Raw genomic sequence first — 20,369 nt, 5'->3', positions numbered from 1 at the left:
AGGCCACGGACCCCTGGGGCATCAAGGTCAACCGGGTGGAGCTGAAGAACATCATCCCGCCCAAGGAAATCCAGAACGCCATGGAAAAGCAGATGAAGGCCGAGCGGGAGCGCCGGGAGTCCATTCTCCAGGCGGAGGGTACCAAGCAGTCCCAGATCCTGGTGGCAGAGGGCGAGAAGCAGTCCTTGATTTTGAAAGCGGACGCCGCCAAGCAGGCCGCCATTTTGAAGGCAGAGGGCGAAAAGGAGGCCCGCATCATGGCCGCCGAGGCGGAGGCCCAGGCGATTCTCCAGGTCCAGCAGGCCCTGGCGGACTCTCTGAAGCTGCTCAACGCCGCCGCGCCCAATGACCAGGTGGTCAAGCTCAAGGCGCTGGAGACCATGCAGAAGGTGGCAGACGGCAAGGCCACCAAAATCATCATCCCCTCCGAGCTCCAGGGGCTGGCAGGCCTGGCCGCCAGTGCCAAGGCGGTCTTTGAGAGCGAGGAACCCAAGGCGGAGTAACCGGATTGCACAAAAGGCGCATGGCAGAAGCCATGCGCCTTTTTGACGGAAACGGGATGAGGCAGATACGTAAAACAGAAGCCGGCCTGATGAAGGCCGGCTTCTGTTCTTTTACAGCCGCGTCACCACGGGGATGACCATAGGGTTGCGGCGGGTATTTTTGAAGAGGTAGCTGCTGACAGCGGATTTCACCGTGCCCTTGAGTTCGCCGTCGTCCCGGCTGCGCTTGTGGGAGACGGAGTCCGCGGCCTCCAGGGCCACGTTCTGGAGCTCTTTCATGAGATCGCCGGACTCCTTGACGTAGATGAAGCCCCGGGTGATGATCTCCGGCGGGCTCAGGAGGCTGCCGTCATGGGCGGAAATGGGCATCACCACGACCACCATGCCGTCCTCAGCCAGCCGCTTGCGGTCCCGCATGACCACGGCACCCACGTCGCCCACACCGGCGCCGTCCACATACACCTCGCCAGCGGGAACCGTGCCGCCGATCTTCAGCGTCTTCGCGGTGAGCTCAATGACGGAGCCGTTGTCGGCAATGGCGATGCGATTGCGGTCCATGCCCATCTCCTGGGCCAGCTTGGAATGGATCTGCAGCATCCGCTGCTCGCCGTGGAGAGGAATGAAGAAGCGGGGCTTGGTCAGGGCGTGAATGATCTTCAGCTCCTCCTGACAGGCGTGACCGGAGACATGCAGCATGTCCGCCCGGTCATAGACCACCGTGGCGCCCTTGCGGAAGAGCTCGTTGATGACCCGGGAGATGGTGACCTCGTTGCCGGGCACGGCGGAGGCGGAGAGGATCACCTTGTCGCCGGCACCGATCTCCACCTGCTTGTGGGTGGAGAACGCCATGCGGTACAGGGCGCTCATCTCCTCGCCCTGGGAGCCGGTGGTGACGATGACCTGCTTGTTTTTCGGCAGGTTCTTGATCTTGGTGATGTCCACCAGGGTGTTCTTGGGGACCTTCATATAGCCCAGCTCCGTGGAGACCTTCATCATATTCTCCATGGACCGGCCCGTCACAGCCACCTTCCGGCCGCAGGCGGCGGCGGCGTCCAGCACCTGCTGGACCCGGTGGACGTTGGAGGCGAAGGTGGTGACGATGATGCGGTCCTCACAGTTCTGGAACTGGCGCTTGAAGGTGGCGCCCACCACTTTTTCGGAGGGAGTAAAGCCGGGCCGCTCCACGTTGGTGGAGTCGGCACACAGTGCCAGCACGCCCTCCTTACCCAGCTCACCCAGACGGGCCAGGTCGATCACGTCACCGTCAATGGGGGTGGAGTCGATCTTGAAGTCGCCGGTGTGGACGATGGTGCCCATGTGGGTGTGGATGGCAAAGGCCACAGAGTCGGCAATGGAGTGGTTGACGTGGATAAACTCCACATTGAACTTACCGGCCCGGACGGTCTTGCCGGGTTCCACGGTGATGAGCTTGGTGCTTTTGACCAAATTGTGCTCTTCCAGCTTGAGCTTGATGAGGCCGGCGGTGAAACGGGTGCAGTAGATGGGCATGTTCACCTGCTTGAGCACATAAGGGATGGCACCCACGTGGTCCTCGTGGCCGTGGGTGATGAACAGTCCGCGGATGCGGCTGCGGTTTTTGATGAGGTAGCTGACGTCGGGAATGATGCAGTCGATGCCGTACATGTCGTCCCCGGGAAAGGCCATACCGCAGTCAACCACGATGATCTCGCCGCCGTATTCATAGGCGGTCATGTTCTTGCCGATCTCATTGAGACCGCCTAAGGGGATGATTTTCAGTTTTTCTGCCATAGATTTAAGATACTCCTTTTTCCGTTGAAATCTGTAAGACTCCCCCGGTCTCCGGGCATGACGCGGCAGACGCGCCCGAAAATGGGCACGCAAATAAGAGACGTCCGTTGCCTGCACGGCCCCGTTTCGCCGGCAGGGGTTCGGTCACGTCATCCCGGATCGCATATGGGAAGTTGTCTATTTAACTGGAGCGGAAACGCGGCCCGTGCCAGTGAAATACAAAAGAAAGGTGCGGAGAAGCCTGAGCTCCTCGACGCTGGATTTGATATAGTATAGCACACAAACGGAAGTTTGTATACATTTTTTTGCGATTGCCCCCAAGCTGCCTGGTGGGAAGGGATTTTGCCATTGCGTCTGACGGGGAAAACTGCTATACTGAATTAACCTGAATTCGTATGCTTTCCGGTCAAAGGAGATTCATTCCATGAATAATAAAAAACTCTCCCGCCTGCTGGAACCGAACCTGAAGCTGTACTTTTTGTGCATGGTGCTGTTTTGCTGCGCGGCGGCTGTGGTCAGTCCGCTGCTGGCACTGGTGGAGGCTGCCGTCATCGTGGCGCTGTATGCCTACTTCACCAAGGCCAATCAAAAGCGCCGCCAGGGAATCCTGCAGTATATCGACAGTCTCACCGGCAGTGTGGACACCGCCAGCAAATCCACCCTCATCAACTCTCCGCTGCCCATCATGGTGTTCCGGCCGGATACCGGAGAGGTCATCTGGAGCAATGAGAACTTTTTGCAGCTGGCCGGTGTGCGGGAACACCTCTTTGAGATGAAGGTGGAGGACGCTGTGCCGGAGTTTCCCGTGCAGTGGCTGCTGGAGGGAAAACAGGAGTGCCCCGACCGGGTGCTCATGAACAGCCGCCGCTTCCGGGTGTATGGCTCCCTGGTTCGGGCCAAGGGCCGGGGCGGCGAGCAGAACCTGGTGGCCACCACTTACTGGGTGGATACCACCGACGCCGATGAGCTGCGGGAGCGGTATGTGAGCACCCGCCCGGTGCTGGCGGTTTTGATGGTAGATAACTATGAGGACCTGATGAAGGCCTGCGCCGACACGGCCCGCAGTGCCGTGCTGGCCCAGATCGACGAAAAGCTCAATGTGTGGGCCTCCTGCGCCGACGGGCTGCTGCTGAAAACCGAGCGGGACCACTACCTCTTTATATTTGAAGAGCGCCACTACGAGCATTTCGTGGAGGACAAGTTCTCCGTGCTGGATACCATCCGGGACATCAAGGTGGGCGATGTGACCCCCACCCTCTCCATCGGTATCGGCAAGGACGCCGACAGCATGGGAGAGCTGTACAAGAACGCAAACCTGTCTCTGGAAATGGCTCTCAGCCGAGGCGGCGACCAGGCGGTGGTCCGGGGCAAGGTGGACTTTGCCTTCTACGGCGGCCGCAGCAAGACCACGGAAAAGCGGACCAAGGTCAAGTCCCGGGTCATGGCCAACGCCCTCAGCGAGCTGGTGGCGGATGCAACGGAGCTTTACATCATGGGCCACAGCTTCGCGGACATGGATGCCGTGGGCGCCTCCGCCGGCCTTTGCTGCATGGCCCGCAAGCGGGGCAAGCAGGCCCAGATCGTGATCGATCTGGAACACAACGCCGCCGGACCGGTGCTGGACCGGCTCCGGGGACTGCCAGAGTACGAGGGCGTCTTTACGGCACCCAACGAGGCGTTTTTGAAAATGCGCCCCGGCGCGCTGCTGATCGTGGTGGATACCAACCGCCCCGACATGGTGGAAAGCGTGCAGCTGCTGGAGTCCTGCAACCGGGTGGCGGTGATCGACCATCACCGCCGGGCGGCCCAGTACATTGAAAACGCGGCCTTCAACTTCCACGAGCCCTATGCCTCCTCTGCCTCAGAACTGGTGACGGAGCTGCTGCAGTACCTGGTAGAGCCGTCGGACCTTCTGCGGGAGGAAGCCGAGGCACTGCTGGCGGGCATCGTGCTGGATACCAAGCACTTCACCCTCCGCACCGGCGGCCGGACCTTCGAGGCGGCGGCGTTCCTGCGCCGGGCCGGCGCGGACACCACGGACGTGCAGAAGCTGTTCCAGAACAACCTGAGCGAAATGGTCTCCCGGTATGACATCATCCGCCGGGCGGAGCTGTATCGGGACGACATCGCCGTGGCGGTGATCCCCCAGGACGGCGTGGACCGGGTGGCGGCTGCCCAGGCGGCGGACGAGCTGCTGGGACTCAAGGGCGTCAAGGCGTCCTTCGTGGTGTACCGCAGCGGGGAGAACGTGCTCATGTCCGCCCGCTCTCTGGGCGAAGTCAACGTCCAGGTGATTCTGGAGGCGCTGGGCGGCGGCGGAAACTCCACCACCGCCGGCGGCAAGGTCACCGACAGCGATCCGGAGACTGTCCGGAAGCGGCTGCTGGAGGCCATCGACGATTATTTTACCCCCTGAGCATGAAAAATCAGGAAAAACGAGCAAACTGAAAAGGAGAATTCATCATGAAAGTGATTTTACAGCAGGACGTGAAGGGCCAGGGCAAGAAGGGCCAGATGGTGGAGGTTTCCGAGGGCTATGCCCGGAACTTCCTCCTGCCCCGGAAACTGGCCATCGCCGCCACGGCGGACGCCATCAACACCATGAACCTCAAGGAGAAGGCCCGCCGGGCCGAGGAGGCCCGCATGAAGGCGGAGGCCGAGGCCACGGCGGAAAAGCTCAAGGAGTGCCAGGTGAAGCTCACCGCCAAGGCGGGCAGTGGCGGCCGGCTCTTCGGCGCCGTCACCACCAAGGAGATTTCCGACGGCCTCAAGGCCCAGTTCAGCATCGACATCCCCAAGCAGAAGCTGGTGCTGGATGAGCCCATCAAGGCCTTCGGCACCTATCAGGTCAAGGCCAAGCTGGGCTTTGAGGTGGTGGGCACGGTGTACGTGTCCGTGCTTGAGGAGCAGTAACTGTTTATTTGGCCCATCAGCATTTGACTGTGCAGGAGGTCCTGCCGGTCTGAACATGCAGATTTTGGAAACCGGAGGTGAAGATCCGTGGCAAATGAAGACCTGCTTTTGCGGCAGATGCCCCATTCTCTGGAAGGGGAGCAGGCGGTGCTGGGCTCCATGCTCATCGACGAGCGGTGCGTCAAGGACGTGATGGACAAGCTGCGGCCGTCGGACTTCTATCTCCGGCAGAACCGGGATATTTTTGAGACCATCTACTCCATGTTCACCTATGCCCGTCCCATCGACGGCATCACGGTGTGCGAGGAGATGCGGAAAAACGGCACCTACGACGAGAACACCACCCGCTCGTATCTGGCCCAGCTGATGGAGATCACCCCCACCAGCGCCAATGTCATGGAGTACGTGGCCATCGTCCATGACAAGGCCCTGCTGCGAGGGGTTGCCCAGGCGGCGGCAGAGATCACCGCCATGGTCCAGGAGGGCGTGGGCGATCCCAGCGATATTCTGGAGGCCGCCGAGCAGAAAGTGTACGCCGTCCGCCGGGGCCAGAGCGCCCAGGACATGGTGCCCCTGCGGCAGGTGCTGCCGGACGTGCTGGATCGGCTGGGCGAAATGAGCGAGAGCGAAAACCACCTGCCGGGCCTTTCCACCGGCCTCTCCGCCGTGGACCAGAAGATCACGGGCCTGAACAAGTCGGACCTTATTTTGCTGGCGGCCCGGCCCGGCATGGGCAAAACATCCTTTGCACTGAACATCGCGCTGAACGTGGCCAAGAGCACCCACAAGACCGTGGCGGTGTTCTCCCTGGAAATGTCCCGGGAGCAGCTGGCCACCCGGCTGCTGTCTTCCGAGGCCTGTGTGGAAAACTACCGTCTCAAGACCGGCTCCCTCCGGGAGACCGACTGGGAGAAGATCGCCGGTGCCGCGACCATTCTTAATAAAGTAGACATCCGGATCGACGACAACCCCATGCTCTCGGTGGCGGATATGAACGCCAAGTGCCGCCGCCTGGACAATCTGGGACTGGTGGTCATCGACTATCTGCAGTTGATGACCTCCGCCGGCGGCCCACGCAGCGGCGGTGAGAGCCGCCAGCAGGTGGTCTCTGATATGTCCCGAATGCTCAAGATCATGGCCAAAGAGCTCAATATCCCGGTCATTTGCCTGAGCCAGCTGTCCCGTGCCAACGAAAAGCGGGATGACAAGCGCCCCATGCTCTCGGATCTGCGGGAATCCGGCGCCATCGAGCAGGATGCGGATATCGTTCTCTTTTTGTACCGGGATGACTATTATAATGAGGACTCGGAAAAGCACAACATCGCCGAGTGCATCGTGGCGAAAAACCGCCACGGCGAGACCGGCAAGGTGGAGCTGCGGTGGATGCCGGATTACACCACGTTCTCCACACTGGATACGAGATATGACGAGGAGGAGGAGTGAGGCGATGCTCCACCTTGCTGATTCGCGCGTGAGCGCGTCCAAGCGATTTGCCCTGTGGGCAAATCCTTGTGAGCGGGGGGATTCACTTCCCCCGCGGATGGTGGCCACCGGGGTTCCCCGCGGCGGTCCCGCCGCGGGGCGGAGCTGCGGTGGATGCCGGATTACACCACGTTCTCCACACTGGATACGAGATATGACGAGGAGGAGTGAGGCGATGCTCTGTTGTGGGCGAAGCCCCAGAAAATGGATTGCCTCCTTTGAACCGGAAACCGGGGGCGGACATGGCGAATGAACTCGCAGCCGCCAGGGAGTTGCTGCATCGCTGCTTCCCGATGGGGGGGCGGATGCTGTGCGCCGTCTCCGGCGGGCTGGACTCCATGTGTCTGCTGCATTTTCTGGATACCTGGGGGCGGGCCAACGGCTTTTTTGCCGCGGCTGCCCATTTCAACCATCACCTCCGGGGAGAGCGTGCGGACCGTGACCAGCGGTTTGTGGAGGACTGGTGTGCCTCCCGCCGCATTCCCTGCTTCACTGGAGAGGGGGATACCCGGACTCTGGCGGAAGCGGAGGGACTCTCCCTGGAGGAGGCTGCCCGGAAACTGCGCTATGGTTTTTTGCAGGAGACGGCCCGGCGGGAGGAATTTGACGCCGTCCTCACTGCGCATCACGCCGACGACAACGCCGAGACTGTATTGCTCAATCTGGTCCGGGGCACGGGGCTCCGGGGCCTTGCCGGGATTCCCCGGCAGCGGGACGGCATCCTGCGTCCCTTTCTGGAAATCCCACGGGAGGATCTGGCAGCCTATGCGGCCGCCCATGCCCTGCCGCATGTGGAAGATGAGACCAACGCCGACCCGGACGCAGCCGCCCGAAACCTGGTGCGGCTGCAGGTGATGCCTCTGCTGCGCCGGCTCAATTCCAGAGCCGCGGAGCATGTGGCTCAGGCGGCCGCCCGCCTGGCGGAGATGGACACGGGCCTTTCAGACCTGACGGAGCGGTATCTGCGCCGGGCCGGGGTCCAGCCGGGTCGGGTGACCATTTCCCTGGCGGCCCTGGCGGAGGTGCCTGCGTTTCTCAGGCCCCGGGTGCTGTTGGGTCTGTTTGACCTGCTGGGGGCAGGGCGCAAAGACATCGGTGCCGCCCACCTGGAGGCGCTGGAGCGGCTGTGCGCCAGCCATGGCAACGATGCCCGCATCAGCCTGCCCCACGGCGTCACAGCCCGCATTGCGGCCTCCCGGCTGATGCTGGAGACTTTGGAGACACCTGCTTCCCGGGCGGAGCTGGTGAAAAACTGTCCCCTTTGCTGGGGGGACTACACCCTGACCCTGCTGGACTGCCGGAAGGGAACAGGCCTGGCCTTGCGGTCAGGGCCGGAGTGGGAGCATGTGAGTGTAGCCCCCTGTGATCCGGGAGCGCGGCTGACGCTGTCGGGGGCCCAAGGGGCCCGCAGTGTCAAGCGGCTGTGCCTGGACCGGCGGATCACCCTTGGGGAGCGGGAACAGCTGCCGGCCATTTATGTGGATGGGCAGCTGGCCGCCGTGTGGCGTTTGGGCGTGGATGAGGAATTCCTGCCGGTGGGAACAGACTGCCGGTTTATTCAAATCATTGAAGAAACAGAGGAGAGCAATCATGAAAAGTGAGATGGAAAACGACATTTTGAAGGTGCTGGTGACAGAGGAGCAGCTCCATGCCCGGATTGCAGAGATGGGTGAGGCCCTCTATGAGCAGTTCCATGACAAAAACCCGCTGTTTTTAAGCGTGCTGAAGGGGTCATTCGTCTTTATGGCAGACCTGGTGCGGGCCTGCCAGGTGAAAAGCGATGTGGAGTTCATCGCCGTCAGTTCCTATCAAAACGCCACCACCTCCTCCGGGCGGGTGCAGATCACCCATGATCTGCAGCAGGATATCACCGGCCGCCATCTGATCATCGTGGAGGATATTCTGGACTCCGGCAATACCCTGGCATTCCTGAAGGAATACTTCAAGACCAAGGGAGCCGCGTCCATTACCATCGTGACGCTGCTGGATAAGCCCTCCCGCCGCACCAAGGCCATCACCGCGGACATGGCGGGCTTCACGGTGCCCGATGAATTCGTGGTGGGCTACGGCCTGGATTACTGCCAGCAGTACCGGAACGTTCCCTATATCGGCGTCCTCAAGCCGGAGGTCTACGAGAACCACTGAGTCTGCCGGAGGGGAGAAAACGGCCGCTCCGGTGGGGAGCGTGCTGATCATGAGCGCCCGGGATGGGCGTCAAAGGAGGTCCTGAATCTGTGACCAGACAAAACCGAACGACCAACCTGAGCGTATTGCTTTTGCTGCTGGTAATCGTGCTGTGCGCCAGCTATCTGCTGCGGATGGACAATCAGGTGCCCCAGCTGGAGTATTCCCAGGTCCGCCAGCTTTTTGAACAGGAGAAGGTGGAATCCGTCACCTTCCCCGACGAGCACACGGTGGAGCTGCACCTGCGGGAGAAAGTCAAATCCCTGGGGGATACCGACACCGTCCGCTATCGGATTTACGACTTCGCGCTCTTCTACGAAGATCTCAATGATCTCATCGTGGAGCAGAAGGCGGCGGGGATCATCACGTCCTACGACTATCCCGCCGCCCCCACCACCAACTGGCTGACGACCTTGCTGCCCTATGTACTGGTGGCGGTGGTGCTGGGCCTTTTGTGGTATTTCCTGATCGCCCGCACCCAGGGCGGAGGCATGGGACCGGACAAAATGGCCAAATTCGGCACCGCCCGGACCCGCACCCTGACGGACAAGGACCGCAAGATCACCTTTGAGGACGTGGCAGGTGCCGACGAGGAGAAGGAAGAACTCCAGGAGATTGTGGAGTTTTTGAAGGACCCCAAGAAGTATATCTCTCTGGGCGCCCGCATCCCCAAGGGCGTGCTGCTGGTGGGCCCTCCGGGCACCGGTAAGACGCTGCTGGCCAAGGCCGTGGCCGGCGAGGCCAACGTACCGTTCTTCTCCATCTCCGGCTCCGACTTTGTGGAGCTGTATGTGGGCGTGGGGGCCAGCCGGGTCCGGGACCTCTTTGACCAGGCCAAGAAGAACTCTCCCGCCATCGTCTTTATCGACGAGATCGACGCCGTGGGCCGCCAGCGGGGCACGGGCCTTGGCGGCGGCCACGACGAGCGGGAGCAGACCCTCAACCAGCTGCTGGTGGAAATGGACGGCTTTGCCGCCAACGAGGGCGTGGTGGTCCTGGCGGCCACCAACCGGGCGGATGTGCTGGACCCCGCGCTGCTGCGGCCGGGCCGCTTTGACCGGCAGATCTATGTGGGGCTGCCGGACATCCGGGGCCGGGAGGATATTTTGAAGGTCCATGTCCGGAACAAGCCTCTGGCAGAGGACGTGAATCTGAAGGAACTGGCCAGAGGCACGCCGGGCTTTACTGGCGCGGATCTGGAAAACCTTATCAACGAGGGCGCACTGCTGGCTGCCCGGAAGGGTGAGAAGTTCATCACCATGGCAGATCTGAAGGAAGCGGAGATCAAGGTCATCGCGGGCCCGGAGAAAAAGAGCCGGGTTATCCCCCAGCACGAGCGGGAGCTGACCGCCTATCACGAGGCGGGCCACGCGGTGGTGATGCAGCTGCTGCCGGACCACGACCCCGTCAACCAGATCACCATCATTCCCCGGGGCCAGGCCGGCGGCATGACCATCTCGCTACCGGAGGAGGACCGCTCCTATCTCTCCAAGCGGTATATGGAGGACCAGATCGTGGCCCTCTTGGGCGGCCGGGTGGCGGAAAAGCTGTGCTTGGGCGACATTTCCACCGGTGCCAGCAACGATATCCAGCGGGCCACCCAGATCGCCCGGAAGATGGTGGCTAGTTACGGCATGAGCGACAAGCTGGGCACGGTGTCCTTTGAATCCGGCCATGATGAGGTGTTCATCGGCCGGACCATGAGCCAGGGCCGCAGCTACTCTGAGGCCGTGGCCGCCCAGATCGACGAGGAGGTCAAGGATCTGGTGGGCAACGCCTATGAGCGGTGCCGGAAGATCCTGGATGAAAACCGGGATAAGCTGGAGACGGTGGCTAAGTACCTTCTGGAGCACGAGACTATGGAGCGGGACGAGTTTTTGGCGGTGTTCCGTACCCAGGAGACTCCCGCAACCGTATAAGACCATCCCATGCAGGCAGAAAAACGTGCCGCACCCAATCGGGTGCGGCACGTTCTTTGTCCGAGAGCAGTACGGTTCTGAATTGGCGGCGGGGTGCACCGTCCGTCAGCCCAGCAGCGCGCCCACGATCAAAAAGGCCATGGTCAGCAGCAGAAAATAGACGATCAGCTTCCAGACGTACTTGACCCACCGGTCGTAGGGTACATGCCCCAGGGCCAGAGCACCCATCACCACCGCCGCGGTGGGGGTGATGATGTTCACCAGCCCGCAGGCGGACTGGAACGCCGTCACCACCAGAGCGCCGCTCACCCCCGCAAACTGGCCCAGGGGCGCCATGATGGGCACCGACAGCGTGGCGAGGCCGGAAGAGGAAGGAATCAGGATGGTCAGGGGCAGGTAGATCAAAAACACCAGCAGCACAAAGCGGATGGGCCCTGCCCCTGCCAGGGCATCCTCGCCCCAGTGGAGGATGGTGTCGGTGATGCCGCCGTCGTTCATCAGCACCGTGATGCCCCGGCTGATGCCGATGATGAACGCGACACCCAAAAGGTCCGCGCACCCTGCCACGAAGGTCTCCACCAGCTCTTCTTCCTTCATCCGGTCCAGCAGGCCGATGACCACGCCGCCCACCACAAAGAGGGCGGAGAGCTCCGGGAACCACCAGCCCAGAGACGGCAGAGGGAGACCCATGTCGGCAAAGGGGATGACACCGTAGGTCATTACGGCGAACACCAGCACGAAGATCACCAGAATGACTTTCCGCCGGGGGGTGAGGGGTGTGGTCTCGGCGGCGCTGACATGGAGCTTTCCGGCGCCCACACCCACCACCGAGGTGGCCGGGTCCCGTTTGACCCGGGCGGCATAGGCCATCACGAACCAGATGGCCGCCGCCTCAAAGACGATCCACTGCAAAAGCCGCAGCAAGATGCCGTCGCCCAGGGACACCCCGGCAAAGCCGGCGGCGATGCCGGTGGCAAAGGGGTTGACGGTGGAGGCGATGACGCCGGCACCGGCTCCCAACAAAATCACCGAGATGCCCACCACCGCGTCATAGCCTGCTGCCAGGAACACCGGAATCAGCAGAGGATAAAACGCCATGGTTTCCTCCCACATGCCGTAGGTGGTGCCGCCCAGACCGAAAAACAGCATCAGGATCGGGATGAGCCACTTCTCCCGTCCGCCCAGCAGGGCGATGACGTTGGACACGCCGGCGTCGATGGCGCCGGTCTTCATGACGACCCCCAGAAAACCGCCTACCATCAAAATGAACACGCACACGTCCACCGCGTCGTAAAAGCCGGAGAAGGCGGCCTTGAGGATATCCCCGATCCCCTGGGGGTTGGCCTGCGTGGCATGGTAGGTGCCCGCCACCGGGACACCATCCACGTAGTCATAGCTGCCGGAGGGAATGAACCAGGTGGAGAGGGCCACCAAAATAATCAAAAGAAACAAAATGGTGTAGGCAGTGGGCATGCGGAACTTGGCTTTTTTCAAAGGGCCATCTCCCTTCTTATTTTCCGATGGTGGCTACCAGCACGGCTTTGATGGAGTGCATCCGGTTTTCCGCCTCGTCAAAGACCACGCTGTGCTTGCCCCGGAACACCTCATCGGTGACCTCCCGGATGTCCACGCCCTTGTCCTTCCACTCCTTGGCCAGCTTCGTCTCAAAGTCGTGGAAGGAGGGCAGGCAGTGCAGATACAGCACGTCCGGGTTGCCGGTGGCCTTGAGGACGTCCTCCGTCACCCGGTAGGGGGAGAGGAGCTTGGTCCGCTCAGGGATCAGGGCTTCCTCGCCCATGGAGGCCCAGATGTCACCGTAGATCACATCAGCGTCCTTCACCGCCGCCATGTCGCTGGTGATCTCGATGCGGGCACCGGTCTCCCGGGCGGTTTCGGCGGTGGAGCGGACGATCTCCTGGTCCATCTCCTTGGCCAGCTGGTCCGGGCCGATGCCTACAAAGTGCATGCCCATTTTGGCGGCGCCGATCATCCAGGCGTAGCACATATTGTTGCGCACGTCGCCGGGGAAGACCACCTTCACTTGGTTCAGAGGCTTGTGGCAGTGCTCCTCGATGGTCATCATGTCCGCGAGGATCTGGGTGGGATGGTCGGCATCGGTGAGGCCGTTCCACACGGGAACGCCGGAGTACTTTGCCAGGTCCTCCACGTTTTTCTGGTCATAGCCCCGGTACTCGATACCGTCAAAGAAGCGGCCCAGTACCTTGGCAGAGTCCTCCAGGGATTCTTTCTTGCCCATCTGGGAGCTGCCGGCGTCCAGATAGGTGACGTGAGCGCCCTCCTGGGTGGCGGCTACCTCGAAAGAGCAGCGGGTGCGGGTGGAGGTCTTTTCAAAGAGCAGCACGATGTGCTTGCCCTGCAGAGCGGGGTCGCAGATGCCGGCCCGGCGTTTGGCCTTCAGGTTGTGTCCCAGGTCCAGCAGATAGCGGATCTCCAGAGGGGTGAAGTCGTTGAGGGTCAGAAAGCTCCGGCCTTTGAGATTGACAGCCATAGTGGTATCTCCTTTAAAAATAGATTTGTTCCGGCGGGAACTGTGGGAACAGGGGACCGGGCGGCGGGAATACTGCCCGGCTGGTGTCACGGGTCCTCCCGCCAGAGGGGCATGGACATGCACCGGGGGCCGCCCCGGCCCCGGGAGAGCTCGGCACTGGGGATGGTGTGGATGCGGACACCCGCCTCCTCCAGGGAACGGTTGGTCACATAGTTCCGGGAGTAGACCACCACCTCGCCGGGGGCGATGGCCAGTGTGTTGGAGCCGTCGCTCCACTGCTCCCGGGCGGCGTCGATCTCACTGCCCTGGCCGCAGGGGATCAGCGTCACATGATCCAGTTCCAGATGCTCCTTTAAAATGTCCTCCAGCCGCCCATCCTCCTGGCGGATCTTCATTTTGTGATTTTCATCCAGCTCCATGACAAATACGGTGATCTGCTGGAGGATGTTGGGGTGGACGGTGAATTTGTCATAGTCCACCATGGTGAACACCGTGTCCAGATGCATGAAGGACCGGCTCTTGGGGATGTTGAAGGCCAGGAGCTTGCGGAAGGTCTTGCTCTGGGTGAGAACGGTCTCCGCCAGGGCGTCGATGGAGTCCTCCTCCGTCCGCTGGGAGATGCCCACCGCCAGCACCTGGGGGGAGAGCACCAGAATGTCGCCGCCCTCCAGAGAGGAGGTCTCCCCCCGGTCATACCAGCGGGGAGCGTGACGGTAAACGGGGTGGTGTTCAAAGATGAACTTGCCGAAGAGCGTCTCCCGGTTGCGGGTGACGGTGTGCATCCGGTGGATGGAGACACCGGTACCGATGGTGGCGAAGGGGTCACGGGTGAAGTAGAGGTTGGGCAGAGGGTCCACGGCGAAGGGATAGCCGTCCTCTGTGGCGGAGACGTAGTCCCCCAGCCGGGCCTGACCCGTCCGCAGCTGGCTCTTGCGAACGCCGGCCATCATGGCAGATACCATCTCCTTGTCCGGCAGAGCGTCGAAATACTCCGCCAGGCTCTCCCGGGTCCGAGCGTCGGAGACATCGGCTTCCGCAAGATACTGCCGGATCAGCTCCTGGCGGACCTCCGGGCCGGTGAGGGACTCCGCCACCAGGTCTGTCAGGTACACCACTTCCACGCCCTGGCCCCGCAGACAGTCGGCAAAGGCATCGTGCTCCCGCTGGGCCTCCTTCAGATAGGGAATGTCGTCAAAGAGCAGACGCTCCAGATATTCGGGCATCAGGTTTTCCAGTTCCTTGCCCGGGCGGTGGAGCATGACTTTTTTCAGCCGCCCGATTTCCGAGGTGTTGTGGATTCCAGTCTCCAAATGCGGTCACTCCTTTGTGTTGCAGTCGTCTGGATTCTGCATTAGGGTCTCTGGATTTTCACATTTCATGCACGAACGGGAAAACTTCGCAAAAAAAGAGCGGGCTATCCGCCCGCAAGACGCAAAAAAGCCGCCGGCCAAAGGCCGGCGGCGGGAGTTGGCTCAATATCCGATGATCAGGCCCTTCTGCATGGCGTAGAAGCTGGTCAGGCCCCGGCAGGAAAGGATCTCCACCTGCCCTACCGGCAGATCCTCCAGGATCTGCTGCTTGAGTTTCATGGCACCTGCCAGGTTCTCACAGTGGGCCACGATCACATGGGCGTCGGTGCAGTCCTTGCTGGCACCCATCAGGGCGGTAATGGCCCGGTAGGTCTTTGCCTCGCCCCGTGCTTTGTCCGCCACGTGGATGGTGCCCTGGGGTGTGGCATCCGCAATGACATGGATGCCCAGGGAGTGGAGCAGAGTGCCCACCAGCGGGCGCATCCGTCCGTTTTTGATGAGGTTGTCGAAATTCTCCAGGGTAAAGCAGGTCCGCAGCGCGGCCTGATAGAGGCGCAGCTGATTGCAGATCCCCTCGAAATCGCCGGTGGTGTCTGCCTCCATCAGTTCCCGGGCCCGGTAGATCAAAAGTGCCATGGCCCCGGAGGTGGCCTTGGAGTCAATGATGCAGATCTGCTTTTCCGGGTGCTCTTCCAGCACCATCTCCCGGGCCATGACCGCGGCATTGTAGGTGCCGGAGAGGCTGGAGGAGATGGTGAAGCACACTGTCCGGTCCCCGGCTTCAAACGCCCGGGCAAAGGCGGCGGGAGAGGGGCAGGCGGAGGAGGCGGCACTCTTTTCCGCCGCCATGGCGTCCAGCAGGTCCGGCACCATCAGAGCGTCATCGTCCAGAAATTCCCGGCTGCCCACTTGAATCCGCAGAGGGACGATCTCAAAGTGGACGGAGGGGCTGTCCCAGCCGGCCATCCGCAGGTCACAGCTGCTGTCACTTACAATATTCCACATCATACGAAACCTCTTATAATCTGGTTTTGAAAATCATTTCCATGTCCATGATAGTATGCCCGTCACGGTTTGTCAATGAAAAGATGACAGGGCTGTCGAAATCTTGACAAGTTCTGCGCAATATGCTATCCTGCTGAATAGTTTAAAAAAGAACTGTTTAAATATGAACAAAAGGAGGGCGGCTGATGGCGGAATCCTTTACACGGGTCCTGCGGATTTTCCGCGGCTTTCAGCAATACTATTCCCGGGCATTCAGCCCGCTGCAGCAGCGGACGGGGCTGACACTGGGGGAGGTGCAGGTACTGCTGTTTCTTGCCAACCATCCCGGAAACGACACAGCCCGGGACGTGGTGGAGCTGCGGGGACTGCCGAAATCTCAGGTGTCCCAGGCGGTGGATCTCCTGGTGAGCAGGGGCTTTTTGCAGCGCCGGCCCGACGAGACCGACCGCAGGGTGATCCATCTGGCCATTACGGAGGCAGGAAAGCCGCTGGCCCGGGAGGCCCAGGAGATTCAGGCGGCCTGCTGGCAGCGGATCTTCTCCGGACTGACGGATACAGAGCGGAAGACCCTGGATACGCTGCTGGAACGGGTATTTGTCACAATGGAACGGGAAATGGAAGGAGCATTGCGGGAATGAATCGTCAAAACGTGGATTTGGGTACCGGCCCGGTGGGGCGCCTGCTGTTTTCCCTGGCGCTGCCCACCATCACCTCCCAGATCGTCAACATGCTGTACAACCTGGTGGACCGGGTGTACATCGGCCATATGCAGCCGGTGGAGACGGTGGGCAAGCTGGCATTGACCGGCGTAGGTGTGTGTCTGCCCATCATCATGGTGATCTCCGCCTTTGCGGCACTGATGGCCATGGGCGGCGCGCCCCGTGCATCCATTGAGGAGGGGCGGGGCAACCTTGCCGAGTCCGAGCGGATCATGGGCAACAGCATGACCATGCTGGTAGCGGCGTCGGTGGTGCTGACGGTGGTATTTTTACTCTTTGCCGAGCCGATGCTCCGGGTGTTTGGTGCCAGTGACAATACCATCGGATATGCCCTTGACTATATGCAGATCTACTGCCTGGGCACCATTTTCGTGCAGGTGACGCTGGGCATGAACGCCTACATCACTGCCCAGGGGTTCACGGTGGTGGGCATGAAGACGGTGCTTATCGGCGCCGGGCTCAATACCGTGCTGGACCCCATCTTCATCTTTGCCTTCAACATGGGCGTCCGGGGCGCGGCCTTGGCAACCATCCTGTCCCAAGCGGTCAGCGCAGTGTGGGTGCTCCGTTTCCTCACCGGTCCCAAGACCAAGTGGCACCTGCGGGCCGGAAACCTGCGGCCCCATGCCAAGGTGGTGCTGCCCAGCCTGGCGCTGGGCATGTCCCCCTTCATTATGCAGGCCACGGAAAGCCTGATCGCCGTTTGCTTCAACTCCTCTCTGCTCAAATACGGCGGCGACATCGCCGTGGGTGCCATGACGGTGCTCACCAGCATCATGCAGTTCGCCATGATGCCGCTCCAGGGGTTGACCCAGGGTGCCCAGCCCATCGTCAGCTACAACTACGGCGCCCGCAATCCCCAGCGGGTGCGGCGGGCGTTCAAGGTGCTGCTGATCGCCTGCGTGACCTATTCCCTGACGCTGTGGGCGCTGGTGCAGCTGTTCCCGCAACTGTTCGCCTTGATGTTTACCTCCAACCAGGAGCTGGTGGATTACGCCGCTTGGGCGCTGCGGATCTATATGGCGGCCACCGGTATTTTCGGCGTGCAGATCGCCTGCCAGCAGACCTTCGTGGCGCTGGGCAATGCCAAGACTTCACTGTTCCTGGCGGCACTGCGGAAGATCATTTTGCTGATTCCCCTGATCTATATCCTGCCCCATTTCTTTGCGGATAAATCCTTTGCCGTGTTCCTGGCGGAACCGGTAGCGGATGTGCTGGCGGTGTGCACCACAGCTACCATGTTCTTTTTCCAGTTCCGCAAGAGCATGGCGGCGCTGGAAACGCCGAAAGCGGACACCTGAAAAGTAGGCTGCTGCTCTCTGCAGCGTATGAGCGCTGAAAAATGCCTGGATGCCAATGGCATCCAGGCATTTTGTCTGTTTATTTGCGTTCCTTGGGCAAAATCAGGTTCAGCAGCACGGCCATCAGCGTGGCGATGACCACCGGAGACTTGCCGAAGATCATGGTGACGCTCTCCGGGAACTGGCTCAGTGCGGCGGAGGCCTGGGAGATGCCCACGCCCAGCGCCGCGGACAGACCCACGATGGTGGTGTTCCGGGCGGTCAGCTCCTGAGAGGCGATGAGCTTCATACCGGTCATGGCGATGGTAGAGAACACGGTGATGGTGGCACCGCCCAGGACGCACTGGGGAATGGTGGTCAGCAGTGCCGCGAATTTGGGGGACACGCCCGCCAGCAGCAAAAAGCCGCCGGCCATAGCAAAGACGGTCCGGTTCACCACCCGGTTGGTGGTGACGATGCCCACGTTCTGGGAGTATGTAGCCGTGGGCAGTCCACCCATCAAAGCTGCCAGAATGTTGCTGGCGCCGTAGGCGATAATGCCGCCCTGGAGCTCCTGGTCGGTGGGCTGGCGGCTCAGACCGCCCACTGTGGTGGCGGTGAAGTCGCCGATGGCCTGGATGGAGTTGATGGCGAAGAGCAGTCCGATGGCGATGCAGGAGGCGGCGTCAAAGCTGATGCCGAAGTGCAGCGGCCGGGGCAGGGAGAACCAGGCGGCGCTCCCCACGTCGGAGAAGTCCACCATGCCGAAGGCCAGGGCCACCGCATAGCCGAAGAGCATGCCCAGCAGGATGGAGGCCAGCCGGGCGATGCCTTTGGCGCGGTGGTTGAGGATCATGACCACCGTCAGCGTCAGCGCGGCGATGAGCCAGTTCTGCCAGGAGCCGTACACCATGGCCTCCGGCAGTCCCTGAGCCGCCACGGCCTCAGCCGTGTTGGCGGTGCCTCCGGCCATGTAGTTGATGGCGGTGGGGTAGAGGGAAAGGCCGATGGTGAATACCACGGTGCCGGTGATGACCGGAGGGAAGAGCAGGCGGATCTTCCGGACAAAGAGGCCCACCAGAATCGCAACCACGCCGCCTACCAGCATGGCGCCGGCGATGGCGCCGATCCCGCCGCCGGAGGCGGCAATGGCCTGCATGCTGGGGACATAGGCGAAGCTGACACCCAGAATGACCGGAAGGCCGGAGCCGAAGTACCGGCTGATGGGGAAGAGCTGCAGCAGTGTGGACACGGCCGACATCACCAGAGAGGCCTGAATCAGCAGCACCTGATCCGCCTGGCTCAATCCGACCGCCCCGGCGATGATGATGGGCGGAGTGACGCAGCCGACGATCATGGCCACCAGATGCTGCAGTGCAAGGGAGACGGAAGCACCCACAGGAGGGATGCCGCGGGTCTGGAAAAGAATTTCCCGACCGGTTGCAGTGGGCTTCATAGGCAGGAGCTCCTTTCAAGGGGGAAAGCACAGCTTTCACAAAATTCTTTTGGATGCTTCCATCATACCATGAATTCTATAAAAAGCAAACAAAAATTTTGATTACCTAAAAAATAATTGGTGCAAAACGACCGGATTCCTGTTTCCTGTCGGGATCAGCCCAAGAAAAAGAAAAAAGGCCGCCCTAGGCGGCCTTTTTCAGATGTGAAACGCCTCAGTCTGCCACTACGGGAACAGCATCGGCGGGGATGGGGCAGGTGTAACCGGCCACGGTCCGGCGCTGGAATTCTGCTTTGGCCTCCTCCAGCAGAGCGGGCTGGGTCAGAAGGTCCATGGCGGCGGCGGCAAGGACCTTGCCGGCGTGAAGGGCAGCCTTGTGCCCGATGTCCGTACGGCCGCAGGAGACATTCTGCCAGCTGTGGCCGGGGCAGCCGTTGGGCCAGGTGGCCACGTGGATCTGCGCGGTGGGGCACTGCCAGCTGACGTCGCCCACGTCGGTGGAGCCGGGCTCAAAGGCATCGCCCTGGTACAGGGGCAGCAGGAAGTCATTCATGGCGTGACCGGCTTTTGTCCGCAGGGCTCTGGCCTGCTCCGCGTAATCCAGATCGTACTGGCTGCCCACGCCGGGCAGGCGGTCATTGCCGGGATAGGTGGCGCTGAGCTGGTCGGCATAGGCCAGCTCCTCCGTCGTGTGGGAGGGGACGCCCAGCTCCTGGAAGTTCTGGTAGAGCACCCGCTCCAGAGCGTGGTTGGTGACGGTGTCCGCGAGGCCGTCGATAAATTTCTTCTCGAAGGTGGTCTCGGTCATCAAAGCCGCGCCCTCGGCGATCTTGTCCACCCGCTTTTGAAGTTCCACGGCCTCGGCCACGTGGTTGGAGCGGACCATGTACAGCACGCTGGCCCGGGGCTGCACCACATTGGGGCTGCGGCCGCCGGCGTCGGTGATGGCGTAGTGGATGCGGGCCTTGTCGCTCATGTGCTCCCGCAGGAACTGTACGCCCACGTTCATCAGTTCCACCGCGTCCAGGGCGCTGCGGCCCCGGTCCGGGTCGCCGGCGGCATGGGCCGCCACGCCGGTGAAGTGATACTGGGTCTGGATGCAGGAGTTGGAGGAGCCGGTGAGCACCTCATTGGCGTCGTTGGGGTGCCAGGTCAGTGCCGCATCCAGGCCGTACCACAGACCGTCCCGGGCCATGAAGGCCTTGGCGGCACCGCCCTCCTCGCCGGGGCAGCCATAGAGCACCACAGTGCCCGGCGTCTTGGTGGCCTCCAGAAAGGCCTTGACGCCCAAAGCAGCGGCAAAGGCACCGGCGCCCAGC

Annotated in this window: 16 protein-coding genes; 9 read left to right on the top strand and 7 right to left on the bottom strand. The window is 61.6% G+C overall.

Annotation, left to right across the window (positions count from 1 at the left end; all coding sequences use genetic code 11):
• Nucleotides 1-503 (top strand): SPFH domain-containing protein (locus tag QZL67_RS09645; RefSeq protein ID WP_292920243.1); only part of this gene is annotated, 503 nt, incomplete at its 5' end.
• A 111-nt stretch (nt 504-614) separates the two neighbouring features.
• Here the strand turns inward: QZL67_RS09645 and QZL67_RS09640 are convergent.
• Nucleotides 615-2,273, bottom strand: coding sequence for a ribonuclease J (locus QZL67_RS09640; RefSeq protein WP_022290509.1), 1,659 nt, complete (start codon nt 2,271-2,273; stop codon nt 615-617).
• 424 nt (nt 2,274-2,697) lie between these two features.
• Between QZL67_RS09640 and QZL67_RS09635 the strand changes: the two genes are divergently transcribed.
• The 6 genes from QZL67_RS09635 (at nt 2,698) to ftsH (ending at nt 10,771) form a co-directional block, all read left to right on the top strand.
• Nucleotides 2,698-4,689: a DHH family phosphoesterase gene (locus QZL67_RS09635; RefSeq protein ID WP_022290508.1), complete on the top strand. Its 1,992-nt coding sequence runs from the start codon at nt 2,698-2,700 to the stop codon at nt 4,687-4,689.
• A gap of 47 nt (nt 4,690-4,736) precedes the next feature.
• Nucleotides 4,737-5,186: a 50S ribosomal protein L9 gene (rplI, locus tag QZL67_RS09630; RefSeq protein ID WP_022290507.1), complete on the top strand. Its 450-nt coding sequence runs from the start codon at nt 4,737-4,739 to the stop codon at nt 5,184-5,186.
• A gap of 87 nt (nt 5,187-5,273) precedes the next feature.
• Nucleotides 5,274-6,629 (top strand): replicative DNA helicase, encoded by a 1,356-nt coding sequence (gene dnaB / locus QZL67_RS09625; RefSeq protein WP_022290506.1) that lies wholly within the window; start codon nt 5,274-5,276, stop codon nt 6,627-6,629.
• A 281-nt stretch (nt 6,630-6,910) separates the two neighbouring features.
• Entirely contained in the window at nt 6,911-8,269 is a 1,359-nt protein-coding gene (tilS, locus tag QZL67_RS09620; RefSeq protein ID WP_292920241.1) for a tRNA lysidine(34) synthetase TilS, read from the top strand.
• Entirely contained in the window at nt 8,259-8,813 is a 555-nt protein-coding gene (gene hpt, locus QZL67_RS09615; protein WP_022290504.1) for a hypoxanthine phosphoribosyltransferase, read from the top strand. Before tilS ends, hpt begins: the two co-directional genes overlap by 11 nt.
• 62 nt (nt 8,814-8,875) lie before the next feature.
• Nucleotides 8,876-10,771, top strand: a complete 1,896-nt coding sequence (ftsH, locus tag QZL67_RS09610; protein WP_373887784.1) for an ATP-dependent zinc metalloprotease FtsH — start codon at nt 8,876-8,878, stop codon at nt 10,769-10,771.
• A gap of 105 nt (nt 10,772-10,876) precedes the next feature.
• Here ftsH and QZL67_RS09605 read toward each other — a convergent pair whose 3' ends face one another.
• The 4 genes from QZL67_RS09605 to QZL67_RS09590 form a co-directional block, all read right to left on the bottom strand.
• Nucleotides 10,877-12,265, bottom strand: coding sequence for a YfcC family protein (locus QZL67_RS09605; RefSeq protein ID WP_022290502.1), 1,389 nt, complete (start codon nt 12,263-12,265; stop codon nt 10,877-10,879).
• A 16-nt stretch (nt 12,266-12,281) separates the two neighbouring features.
• Nucleotides 12,282-13,280 (bottom strand): ornithine carbamoyltransferase, encoded by a 999-nt coding sequence (gene argF, locus QZL67_RS09600; protein ID WP_022290501.1) that lies wholly within the window; start codon nt 13,278-13,280, stop codon nt 12,282-12,284.
• 86 nt (nt 13,281-13,366) lie between these two features.
• Nucleotides 13,367-14,590 carry an arginine deiminase gene (arcA, locus tag QZL67_RS09595; RefSeq protein WP_022290500.1) on the bottom strand — a complete coding sequence of 408 codons (1,224 nt, stop codon included), beginning with the start codon at nt 14,588-14,590 and terminating at the stop codon, nt 13,367-13,369.
• Nucleotides 14,591-14,752: 162 nt separating this feature from the next.
• Nucleotides 14,753-15,598, bottom strand: coding sequence for a DegV family protein (locus tag QZL67_RS09590; protein WP_292920239.1), 846 nt, complete (start codon nt 15,596-15,598; stop codon nt 14,753-14,755).
• A 182-nt stretch (nt 15,599-15,780) separates the two neighbouring features.
• Between QZL67_RS09590 and QZL67_RS09585 the strand changes: the two genes are divergently transcribed.
• Both QZL67_RS09585 and QZL67_RS09580 read left to right on the top strand, forming a co-directional pair.
• Nucleotides 15,781-16,233 (top strand): MarR family winged helix-turn-helix transcriptional regulator, encoded by a 453-nt coding sequence (locus QZL67_RS09585; protein ID WP_022290498.1) that lies wholly within the window; start codon nt 15,781-15,783, stop codon nt 16,231-16,233.
• Nucleotides 16,230-17,615 (top strand): MATE family efflux transporter, encoded by a 1,386-nt coding sequence (locus QZL67_RS09580; RefSeq protein WP_022290497.1) that lies wholly within the window; start codon nt 16,230-16,232, stop codon nt 17,613-17,615. The genes QZL67_RS09585 and QZL67_RS09580 overlap by 4 nt, the downstream gene beginning before the upstream one ends.
• 79 nt (nt 17,616-17,694) lie before the next feature.
• Here QZL67_RS09580 and QZL67_RS09575 read toward each other — a convergent pair whose 3' ends face one another.
• Together QZL67_RS09575 and QZL67_RS09570 are read right to left on the bottom strand one after the other, a co-directional pair.
• On the bottom strand, nt 17,695-19,050 hold the full coding sequence (locus QZL67_RS09575) for a uracil-xanthine permease family protein (RefSeq protein WP_022290496.1): 1,356 nt from the start codon (nt 19,048-19,050) through the stop codon (nt 17,695-17,697).
• Between the two features lie 214 nt (nt 19,051-19,264).
• Nucleotides 19,265-20,369 (bottom strand): amidohydrolase (locus QZL67_RS09570; protein ID WP_292920237.1); only part of this gene is annotated, 1,105 nt, incomplete at its 5' end.

It is taken from the genome of Oscillibacter sp. CAG:155, assembly GCA_000436875.1.
Classification (GTDB): Bacteria; Bacillota; Clostridia; order Oscillospirales; family Oscillospiraceae; genus Oscillibacter.
This window is presented reverse-complemented; position numbering and strand designations above follow the sequence as displayed.